This window comes from Reichenbachiella sp. 5M10, assembly GCF_002742335.1.
Taxonomy (GTDB): domain Bacteria; phylum Bacteroidota; class Bacteroidia; order Cytophagales; family Cyclobacteriaceae; genus Reichenbachiella.
Map to the genome: position 1 here is coordinate 4226738 of NZ_MDGR01000007.1, position 11390 is coordinate 4238127.

At 42.9% G+C, this 11390-nt stretch carries 8 protein-coding genes; 1 reads left to right on the forward strand and 7 read right to left on the reverse strand.

Annotated elements, in window-relative coordinates; all coding sequences use genetic code 11:
• Nucleotide 1 precedes the first annotated feature (1 nt).
• Nucleotides 2–1927: a DUF3857 domain-containing transglutaminase family protein gene (locus tag BFP72_RS17210; RefSeq protein ID WP_099600316.1), complete on the forward strand. Its 1926-nt coding sequence runs from the start codon at nucleotides 2–4 to the stop codon at nucleotides 1925–1927.
• Nucleotides 1928–2008: 81 nt separating this feature from the next.
• Here BFP72_RS17210 and BFP72_RS17215 read toward each other — a convergent pair whose 3' ends face one another.
• The 7 genes from BFP72_RS17215 to BFP72_RS17245 all read right to left on the reverse strand — a co-directional run bounded on the left by BFP72_RS17215 (nucleotide 2009) and on the right by BFP72_RS17245 (nucleotide 11390).
• The gene (locus tag BFP72_RS17215) at nucleotides 2009–3184 is read right to left on the reverse strand and encodes an acetyl-CoA C-acyltransferase (RefSeq protein WP_099600317.1); all 1176 of its coding nucleotides are present in this window, start codon (nucleotides 3182–3184) and stop codon (nucleotides 2009–2011) included.
• A 26-nt stretch (nucleotides 3185–3210) separates the two neighbouring features.
• A complete protein-coding gene (locus BFP72_RS17220; RefSeq protein ID WP_099600318.1) occupies nucleotides 3211–3564 on the reverse strand; it encodes a four helix bundle protein in 354 nt (117 codons plus the stop codon).
• A 40-nt stretch (nucleotides 3565–3604) separates the two neighbouring features.
• Nucleotides 3605–6007, reverse strand: coding sequence for a 3-hydroxyacyl-CoA dehydrogenase/enoyl-CoA hydratase family protein (locus BFP72_RS17225; RefSeq protein ID WP_099600319.1), 2403 nt, complete (start codon nucleotides 6005–6007; stop codon nucleotides 3605–3607).
• A complete protein-coding gene (locus tag BFP72_RS17230) occupies nucleotides 6000–6464 on the reverse strand; it encodes a MarR family winged helix-turn-helix transcriptional regulator (protein ID WP_099600320.1) in 465 nt (154 codons plus the stop codon). Before BFP72_RS17230 ends, BFP72_RS17225 begins: the two co-directional genes overlap by 8 nt.
• 93 nt (nucleotides 6465–6557) lie before the next feature.
• A complete protein-coding gene (locus BFP72_RS17235; RefSeq protein WP_143520116.1) occupies nucleotides 6558–8369 on the reverse strand; it encodes a tetratricopeptide repeat protein in 1812 nt (603 codons plus the stop codon).
• Nucleotides 8370–8751: 382 nt separating this feature from the next.
• Entirely contained in the window at nucleotides 8752–10512 is a 1761-nt protein-coding gene (locus BFP72_RS17240) for an Ig-like domain-containing domain (RefSeq protein WP_099600322.1), read from the reverse strand.
• Nucleotides 10509–11390, reverse strand: a complete 882-nt coding sequence (locus tag BFP72_RS17245; protein WP_099600323.1) for a class I SAM-dependent methyltransferase — start codon at nucleotides 11388–11390, stop codon at nucleotides 10509–10511. The genes BFP72_RS17240 and BFP72_RS17245 overlap by 4 nt, the downstream gene beginning before the upstream one ends.

Below are 11390 nucleotides of genomic sequence, written 5' to 3' on the forward strand. Positions count from 1 at the left end.
GATGAATTGGAAATATAAAAAATGGATGAGCTGGTGCTGTGTAGCACTCAGCTCATTTTCTTTGGCACAGGCCCAAACCTATCGAATCGATCAAATCCCAGATAGCCTCAAAGAAAATGCAAATGCGGTATATCTCATTGACGAAGTAACCTTCGAAATCATCGACGAGAAGAAAGCTATCTACCACAGCCATCAGGTGATAGCAATCCTAAATGCCAAAGCCAAAAGACTGGCGTCTGAAACCATAGGCTATGACAAACTCACCAAAATCAACTCGTTTACAGGCAAGCGCTACGACCAATTTGGCAAATTGGTCGCCAAATCCAAAAAATCCGATATCTACGACAGAAGTGCTACATCGGGGGGCACGATCTTCGACGACAGCCGCTATCAACATTTGGATCTGACTCAAAATCAATACCCATACATTGTAGAGTTCGAATATGAAGAAGAACGTGCATACACCTATTCGATACCGGATTGGTACATTAGCCCCACTTCAAATCTAGCAGTTGTAGAGTCAAACTATACAGTCATCGCACCAGATGAACTACAACCAAATTTCAAACTCGTGAATACAAACAAAACACTCAACATAGTCAGTCAGGACGGAATCACCACGTCGAGCATTTCTTTTGCTCATGTCAAAGCTGTGGAACACGAACCCTATGGGCCACCTGTCTCGGATTTTACCCCCGTGATTTACGCTTCTCCTTCGGCGTTCCACTATGATGGATACAGCGGCGATTTCAATTCGTGGCACAACATGGGACTGTGGCAACTTAGCCTCAATCAAGGAAGAGGAGACCTAAGCCAAGCGACGGTTCAAGAGGTCAAAGCACTCACCACCAATCTCAGTACTGACGAAGAAAAAATCAAAGCAGTCTACCAATACGTCCAAAACAAAACACGCTACGTCAGCATCCAACTCGGTATAGGTGGTATGCAGCCCTTCCCTGCCAGCACGGTAGATGAATTGGGCTATGGTGATTGCAAAGCACTTTCCAATTATACGCACGCACTATTGCAAAGCATCGGGATAGAATCCTACTATACGCTGGTCTATGGTGGGGATCGTCCTCCTGTTAGACAATTAGATTTTGATTTCCCCGTAGATGTTTTCAACCACATCATTCTATGTGTCCCCAATCAACAAGACACGATCTGGCTCGAATGCACGAGTCAAACCAACCCCTTTGGCTACCAAGGCGAATTCACCGGAGACCGTGATGTACTACTGATCACGCCCGAAGGGGGAAAAATTGCACATACCACCATCTATGACAAAACTGTCAATCGCCAAGAGAGCTATGCCACAGTCCAGATACTAGAAGACGGAAATGCAACGGCAAAACTTCAAATCAAATATTCGGGTTTGCAATACGAAAACGGCAACCTAAACTGGATCATCAACGATGGTGATGAAAAACTTGAAAAGTGGATATATAAAAACACGGACATTTCTGAATTTCAAATCGTTGATTTTGATTTTGTCGAAACCAAAGACAAAATCCCTACGATCACAGAGACTGCACAACTCAACATTCGTGCTCTTGCGGCGGACCAAGGCAAACGCCTCTTCATCACACCCAACCTCATGAATCAATGGAAGACCAAACCCAAGCGTGTCAAAGACAGAAAAACAGACATGGTTTTGACATTCGAATATACAGACATGGACAGCATCGTCTATCAGCTACCCGAAAAATACCACATCGAGTATCTACCCGAAAGCACGAGCATAGAAACACAGTTTGGCACCTATCAGAATAGCTATCAGTTCGAAAACCACCAACTGATCTACACACGGAGACTTGAGAAGAACAAAGGTCGATTCTCCAAAGAAGCATACGAGGAGTACCGCCAATTCTGCGAAGACATCATCCAAGCCGACAAAGGCAAGGTGGTATTTGTGGATAAGACCTGAGTTTTCCACTGGAGTGATTTTGTAAAGACAAAGGCTTCCCAATATTGGAAAGCCTTTGTTGTTTTTCGCTGAAATCTTCGTTTAGCTCAAAAACTCGTAGATGCCAGCGACACCTTGTCCACCGCCGACGCAGGCGGAGACCATTCCGTATTTTTGTTTTCTACGGCGCATTTCGTTGAGCAGTTGGATCGAGAGCTTCGCTCCTGTACACCCGAGCGGGTGACCGAGTGCCACTGCTCCTCCATTTGGATTCACGATGTCTGGGTTCAGTCCTGCCTCTTGGATCACGGCGAGTGATTGCGCAGCGAATGCTTCGTTGAGTTCGATTTGCTCAATATCGTTAAGTTTCAAACCTGCCTGTCTCAATGCCTTCGGAATTGCCTCGACTGGTCCGATACCCATGATGCGTGGGTTCACCCCTGCCGCGGCATAGGTCACCAATCTCGCAACCGGCTCGAGTTTGAGTTCCTTCACCATTTTCTCAGACATCACCATGACGAAAGCTGCTCCATCAGAGGTCTGCGACGAATTACCTGCTGTGACTTGACCACCCATTTTGAAAGCAGGGCGGAGTTTGGCCAGACCGTCCATAGAAGTGCCGGCTCTTGGACCTTCATCAGTATCCACCACATATTCACGTTCGGCTTTTTTGCCCTCATCATTGATGTAGGTTTCTTTGACGGTGATCGGTACGATCTCGTCTTTGAATTTTCCGTCCTTGATCGCAGCAAGAGCTTTGTCGTGCGAATTGACTGCAAACTGATCAGCTGCTTCACGTGTGATCCCGAAATCCTTGGCAATTTCTTCGGCTGTCATACCCATGGACAAATAGTACTCCGGGTTATTCTTGGCAATTTCCCAATTGAGGGCAGTTTTGTATCCCATCATCGGGACGAGTGACATGGACTCGGTACCACCCGCGATGATACACTCGGCCATTCCCGCTTTGATTTTGGCGGTAGCCATCGCGATAGTTTCCAATCCCGAACCACAGTATCTGTTGACAATCAGGCCAGGCACTTCGACTGGCAGAGCCAGCAGCGAAATCATCCTACCCATTTGCATGCCTTGCTCCGCTTCGGGAATGGCATTGCCGACGATGAGATCGTCGATTCTTTTCGGATCGAGCTCGGGCACTTGTGCCGTGAGGTGCTTGATCACATCTGCAGCGAGATCATCAGGTCTGGTGAATCTGAATCCACCTTTTTTTGATTTCCCAACTGCTGTTCTATATCCTTTGACTATGTATGCTTCCATTTGTTTAGATTTTGAGATCTCAAGAATCAAGAGTCAAGACTCTTAGAAAACCCGTAGATCATTTTTTGCAATTCATTAATTCTCGTTTCAAACAACTTAAAATCCTGACTAGCCATAAAACCTAGTTCACAAGACAAGTATAACTGCGTTTCCATCTCAAAAAGTGACCCCAAACTGATTTGTAAAAAGCGTTTGAAATCTACATTCGATTTGCGTGAGGTTCCTTCCGCGATATTGGAAGGTACCGATACGGAGGATCTTTTTATCTGCGAAATCAAATTGTACTTTTCGTCTTCTGGAAAAGAATTGAGTACAGGATACAAGTCTTTCACCAATTGGATCGACTCTTTCCATATCTTCAATTCTTTGTAGTTATGCATGTTGTCTTAATTCTATAATCTTGGCTCTTGGATCTAAATACTAGTTTCTAAGCGGTTTTCCTTTGAACAAGATGCTGTGGATACGTTCCAGAGTTTTGGGTTCTCCCGTCAAACTGAGGAATGCTTCTCTTTCTAAATCCAGCAAGTATTGCTCTGACACCAAAGTGCTGGAAGTCAAATCTCCACCGCTCATGACGTAGGCCAATTTTTTGGCTATTTTCGCGTCATGTTCTGAGATATAATTGCCATAGAGCATGCCTGTCACACCTGCCTCGAACATCGCCATCGAACTGCGTCCGTGTACCTTAATATCTTGGCGCTCAATCGGGCGAGTATAGCCTGCTTCGGCCATCTCGATGGCTCGTGCTTTGGCATCCGCCAAAAGTCGAGAACGATTGAGGGTGATTCGATCCGAATCCTTGAGGATATGCATGCCAGCTGCTTCAGCTGCCGACGTGGCAACTTTCGCTGTAGCGATATTCATGAAATACTCTTGTAGGACGTTGAGCTCTGGATCTCCCGTAGCGTACTGGTCTGAGGCACGGAGTGTAAACTCTTTGGTACCTCCCCCACCTGGGATGAGGCCCACACCTACTTCCACCAATCCGATGTAAGTCTCAGCATGTGCCTGGATCCCGTCACAATGCAGCGACAACTCACAACCCCCACCCAAGGCCAAGCCAGATGGCGCAGAGATCACCGGTATGTCCGAGAATCGTGCACGTGTCATCGTCTGCTGGAACTGACGGATCATCAAATCGATCTCGTCATACTCCTGATCCGAAGCAAACATGAACAGCATCGCGAGATTGGCTCCTGCCGAAAACTGCTGTGCTTCGTTACCGATCACCACGCCGCGGAAATTTTCTTCGGCCATAGAGATGGCCGTGTTGATACCCTCGATCACTTCGCCACCGATGGCGTTCATTTTCGTATGGAACTCGACATTTAGGATACCATCCCCGATATCGTAGACTGTCGCACCTGGGTTTTGGAAGACAATGTTGTTCTCCTTGTAGGCTTCCAGAATTACAAATCCCTCAGTACCAGGTACTACCTTGTAGGATTGGGTCGGTATATCGTAGTAGAGTTTTTTGCTGTTTTCGAATTTGTAGAATCGATCATGCCCTGCAGCGATCATCTCTCCTACCCAGTCGGCGGGTTTCATTCCAGCGGCCTCCATTTTTTGAGCCGTTTCCTTGACGCCTAAGACATCCCAGGTCTCGAATGGACCAATCTCCCAAGCAAAGCCTGCGGCGACCGCCTGATCGATCCTATATAGCTCATCGGCGATCTCAGGGATTCGGTAGGAACAGTACTTGAACATATCGTAGAACGTCGCTCTGTAAAACTCTCCTGCTTTGTCCTCAGCGTTAACGAGGATCGGGAGACGTTCTTTGACGTTTTCGATGTCTTTGACCTTAGAGAGGCTCTCATAGTGTGCTTTGGTTCGCTCACCATATTCCATGGTCTTGAGATTCAGTTCTAAGATCTCCTTTTTTCCATTTTCATCCACGGTTTTCTTGAAGTAACCCTGTTTGGTTTTGTCTCCCCACCATTTTTTGTCGTAGAGTTCTTGGACGATGCGCGGCAGCTGAAATGTGTCACGCGATTCGTCTTTTGGCAAACCTTGGTAGAGATTAGTCGCTACCTTGACCGTAGTATCTAGGCCGACCACATCCATCGTACGAAAGGTCGCCGATTTGGCACGACCGATGATCGGTCCTGTCATGCGATCCACTTCGCCGACGGTAAGTCCCATTTTTTCGACCGTGTGCATCCCAGACATGATGGCGTAGATCCCAATCCGATTGGCGATGAAGGCCGGAGTGTCTTTGCAAAGCACAGTTTCTTTTCCCAAAAACAAGTCGCCATAGTTCATCAAAAATTTTACGATTTCTGGATCTGTATCTTTGGTCGGGATGATCTCAAGCAATCTCAGGTAACGTGGCGGGTTGAAAAAGTGCGTGCCACAAAAATGCTTTTTAAAATCATCACTACGTCCATCGGTCATCAGGTGTATCGGAATCCCTGAGGTATTGGAGGTGATGAGTGTTCCTGGCTTTCTAAATTTCTCTACCGTCTCGAAGACTTGTTTTTTGATATCCAGATTTTCGACGACTACTTCGATGATCCAATCGTAGTTGGCGATCTTGGACATATCATCGTCAAAATTTCCCAACTGGACCAGTGATGCTTTGGTGCTATCATACAGCGCGGCAGGTTTGGCTTTAAGGGTGGATTCAAACGCTTGGTTTACAATTCGGTTTCTGACAGTCGTGTCGGCGAGTGTCAGTCCTTTGGCTTTTTCTGCATCGTCTAGTTCACGTGGAACTATATCGAGCAGCAGCACTTCCACTCCGATGTTGGCGAAGTGACATGCTATTCTTGATCCCATGATACCGGAACCCAGCACAGCAACTTTTTTGATGGCTCTATTCATTTTCGATCAAAATTATTTGTTGTTCTATGTTTCTGTTTTCTTCTATGACTTCTTCTATAGATGACATCACGTCAAAAAATGCAGAGAGTTTTTCCTCCGAGACTTTTTTGCGGACACTTTCGTTGAAATACAAAACAGCTTTTTTTGAAAACTCTCTCTTCTTTTTGCCTTCTTCCGTCAACATGATTTTCACTGACCGTTTGTCTTTTGGGTCTTTTTCCCTGTAGATCAAACCTGTTTGTTCCATGTTTTTCAGCATTCGCGTCAAGCTGCGGGCTTCCATGCCAAGCATGGGCGCGATTTTAGTCGCGGGCGTACCCTTTTCAATATCTATGTTGAGTAATACAAATCCTGATGAAGCGGTGATTCCTCTCTCCAGACCCCCTTGATTGTACATTCTTGAAATCGCATGCCACACAACTTTGATGTGATAATCAACCGTTTGTTCTTTTTTCATATCTTACACTTCTTCCCTTCAAAGCTAAAGATATACAAATTTTGGTATGCATGCATACCAAGTTAATGATTAGTTGTCAACACACCAAACGGTTTATTGATAGTTGCTGTCTCCTCTCAAACGTCTGAATCGCTTGCGGGCTTCTGATACATAGATGCTCCCTGGATAAGTCAATAGAAAATCTTTGTACACATCCATTGCCTGTTCTTTGTTTAGCAGATTTTCTTCCAACACTTTGGCTTTAAGAAACATCGCATCATCGCCATAGATGTCATTCCCATATTTGGTTTCAATAACCTCGAGATTCAACAGCGCATTCTCAAATTCTCCCAATGTCATATTCACTTGTGCAAGCTGCCAATAGATCTCATCTGTGAGTGAGTGACCTGGATAATCCACGAGCATTTGTTGGTATTTGGTTTTAGCCTCGGTGAGTTTGTTTTGAAACACGACTCGCTCAATATCAGCGTACTTTTTTAGCACAAAATCAGAGGTATCCAATGCCGTGTTATTCTGTATGAGTAGACTCAGAGACATGGCATCATTGGCAATCTCCTTAGTCGTTGCATTCTTCAAAATATCCAAGTGACTTTTTGCCAGTTCAAAATTGCCCATAAAGTAATTGAGCTGTGCATTTTTAAACTTGGCTTCATAGCCAATCTTGCTAGACTTGTTGGTTTTTTCTACTTGTGAATAAAGCAGAGTCGCTTCCCAGGGCTCATCTATGAGAATATAGATGTCACCAAGATCCAATTTGCTCATGGATTTGATACGTAGATCGGCACGAGGTATTGAGATGATTTCGTTGAGAATAGTAATCGCCGAATCCTTCTCGTCAAGATAGAATGCATGAAGAAGGGCCTTTTGACGATAAGCTTCAAGTGTTTCTTGGTTCAAACCCATTTCGCGAATCAACTGTTGATAATCAGTTGTCAATTTTCGGATAGCTGGATAATCAATAGGAAAGGTACTCTTAACTTTCTCTTGACGCACTTTGATCAATTGCTGTCGTGCCGAAATATAAAAACGACTCTCTGGCATGTTTTCTACTATGTACTCAAAAATCTCTTCCGCCTCGACAAAATTTCCATTGGTCAATGCAATCGCTCCTATATCCATGAGTCGGTAACCATTTTCTTTCATACGCTTGGTGATGGCCCGTGCTTGAATGAAAGCACCATGAAAATCCTTCTGCTGCAAAAAGGCCCAAATGAGTAAATCAGAATACATGTTATCATTGGGGTATTTTTGAATATTGACCAAAAGCGTTTTTTGAAAATTGGTCATGTCTTCTTCATCCTGTAGGATATTCTGCAATAGATTTTTGACATAACGCAAATTTTGTGGCCTGAGCGAAGCGAAGGCGAGATATTCGTTGACCATTTTTTCTTTCTCGCCTAATATACGATAAGCATTCGCTAGCTCTAAAGCATAATCTTCTGGATTGCCACTATGCTTTCTCCCTTCAAGATATGTTTGCTTAGCAAACTCGGTGAGTTGTTTACTGATAAAATACTGCGCAGCAGTGCGGATCAAAAATCCGTTGCTCCTGATATCAACAATAAGTTGTTCATATATTTTATTCGCTTGATCCTCATGATTGGTCGCTTTGAGATAGATTCCTTCATCTATTCTATAATAGACATTCGAAGGGTATTGTTTCAATGTTTTTTTGAGATATTTTTCCAACGTACTGTACTCGTTGAGAGTCATCAGCACATTAAAATAGTTGTTGTGGATATCTGGTATGTTCACAGAGTTTTTCGCCAGCTCGTCGTAGACATCCTTGGCCTTTGCGAAATCTCCGTTGACGTAGTATTCATTGGCCAACTGGATCTGTTGATTATTTTGTGCCGCGGCAAGCCCCGGAATTAATATTGCTATGACAATTAAGATTTTCTTCATGAATGCTTTTCCACACTTTTCTTCTTCTCTTTAATATTATATAAGATTATAAATAAACTATTATTATTTACTATCTGTGTAGATATGTTGATAAGTCAGTGGTTGGATAGAGAGTGTGAAGGACTCGTTTATTAGTCCACGGTTAAGTACAACTTATCTACATTCTAACTTATTGATATTTAAGGATTAATATAGTTTTCCACACTTATTTTTCTTTTGTTGATTACTCAATTGTTCATTTGGGTCATGCATATTATTTGTGGATATGTTCGACTTTTGGAAAGTTATCCTTGGGGTCAGTGAGTGATCTGAAGTTGGTTGGTATTTGTTGTGATTTAGTCCACACATTGTTACGGCTGTTTTCACGAGTTATCCACAGAGTTTAGAACATGACCTGGATGTTTTCAATTTCCCAGTTGGCACGTATATCGAATCGATCGGTATAGAAGTAAATAGGTTCTGGTGCCACCTGTAGAGACAAATTGCCATGAGACCAGATACCATCTTTGTTGATATCAATGAGTACTCGAAGACTGTAGTTACCTGGTTTGACATAGGTAAAGGTAAACTTCTTGGGGTTGTGCAACTGTGCAAACACTTTGTGATCCTTGTTGACGAGCTGTAGAATGTAGTGTGTATGATCTGTGATAACTTCACCTGAGACTTTGCCATAGTTCTCCGGATTTTTGAACGAATACGTTCGATCCAATTGATCTACAGTGTCGCTTTCTAAACTTATAAACGTGCCTTTAGGAAAGATATAGGTCAAGTGATCAGTATTCAGGCGTTCGAGGTATTTTCGTTGCTGCATTTTGAGAGTGTCCATTGAGAGGCTGTCCATTGAGAGGCTGTCCGTGGCGTCAAGCGTGGAATCGATGATGGTCAATAACAAACTATCCACATGGGTTTGAAAGTATCGTTTGTCTAGAGTTTCATGGATGGTGAGTTGCGTATGATTGGTGTTCCATGTGAAAAGACTATCAGGCATGTGTTGTGCGATCAGTGTATCGTAACGCCTTGTGATACTGTCTTTATAAAATGCTGTGATGGGCTTGGTGAAGTATAGACTGATGTCAAATGTTTGATCTACTGAAGCCTTATCCTTAGGATTTACACTGTAGTTTAGTTTTTCGGGTTTGCGTTTGCTTTCGGTAAACTTGACATATACAGTATCTCGAATCTGGTTGTAGACCGTATCCTTGGCGGTGAGTATAATTCCAAGGCTGTCCTGATCATATCTGTAACTGGAGTCATGATACATTCTGATGATTGTGTTTTCTTTGATTTTGTTGTTTTGTGGTATGGGCAAGTTTTGAGTAGTATCGAGTTTGGTCAAGGTGTATTCTTTGATGAATTTGTTGTAAAGAATATCGAAGTAGGAACCAGTTTGTTTGGATCGAATCTTTTTGAATGTATTCACATTGAGTAGCTGTATGAGTATGTCTTGCTCACTTAAATGACTATACAGGTTGATGGAATCTTTGATGAAGCCGTGGGGCTCTGTGTCTGGTTCGCATTTGAGGTTGTTGTTGGCGTCTTCGAATGCATAGATGAAGTAGTATCCTGTTTTGATGTTTTCAATGCGATAATATCCTGAAGTATCTGTTTTGGTGAAGTACCTTGGTTTTCCTGTTAGGATGTTGAGCGTATCTTTGACTGCATATAAGGCTACAGTGGCTTTTTCTATTTTCTTGTTGGTGTATTGATTGTATATATGACCTTCGACGCTTATCGAATCTATGTAGGGTCCAGTAGAAAAAGCTAAGGTAAAATTCTCAACGGGGTTTTTTTCGGTTAGATCTACTACTCCATCGGAGAAATTGAAGGTGTAGGTTGTACTGTCTTCAAAGTCTTCTTCAAATTCAATGAAGAGTTCGTCTTTCTTGCTTCTAAATTTGTAATTGTTTTCGATAAAAGGAGTAATGATGAGTTTTTGTTTGAGTTTGCTGGCATCTATCCTTTCGCTAAATGAGAAATGAAATTCTTTTCCTTTGAAGTTGATGGACTTGTGTTCTGGATTGCTTTCGAGCAGTATAGGTGGAATGGTGTCTTTAGGCCCTCCAGTAGGCGAACCTTGGGTAGCGCATGAGTATATGTATAGGGAGATTATACTGAGCAGAATGGGTAGAAGTGCTTTTCTCATACTTTCTTGAATATGTAAATGATGCTAGAATAGTTGTTGTTGTTTTTGCTTGCCCATCTGTTGGACAATAATCCTATCACGAACGACTTGAGATAATTGCTCTTACCGCGTTTGTATTTTTCACTGAGCAAACTGACATAGAACGAATCGAATTTCATGGGTATAGTTTCTACCAATTCGAAGGCATTGTATTTCATCAACTCAGTGATGGTTTGTTGATTGAAGTGATAGAGGTGTCGGGGTACATCGTAAGCTGCCCAATGATTTTTGTAGAATCTTTGATCATAGGAGTCGCAGTTGGGCAAAGCGATGACCAACCTACTTTTTTTGGATAGATGTGTTCTTATTTTTTGTAGAGTTCCATTGATATCATGTACATGTTCTAGTACATGCCAAAGGCTGATAATACCATATTTCTTATTGGGTAACTCCTGGTAGTCTTGGTATATATTTTCTTTGAGATGCTGTATGGCTATCGCTCGTGCTGAGGGATCAGGTTCTATGCCAGTTACTGTCCAATTTTTTTCTTTGAGGTGTTGTAGGAGTTGTCCTGTACCGCAGCCTATGTCGAGTATGGTTTTGTTTTCACTGAGACGGTCCAGGAGTTTGTATTTGGTTTTGATCGTATAGTTTCTGACAAGTTTATAGATCCTATTGGTAAGGTTGTTGGCTTTGTCGGTATGAGATATATAATCGTCAAAAGCATAGTATCGACCTATGGATTTTTGATTTGGTCTGGGACTGGTGAAGAGCAAATTGCAATTGTTGCACTTCATGATGGCAAAGCTTTCTTTGGTCAGGGAATGATCGTCACAAATCAAGTGATTGGTGAATTCTTTGGAATTGCACGACGGGCAGGTTTCTATTTTTTCGTACAT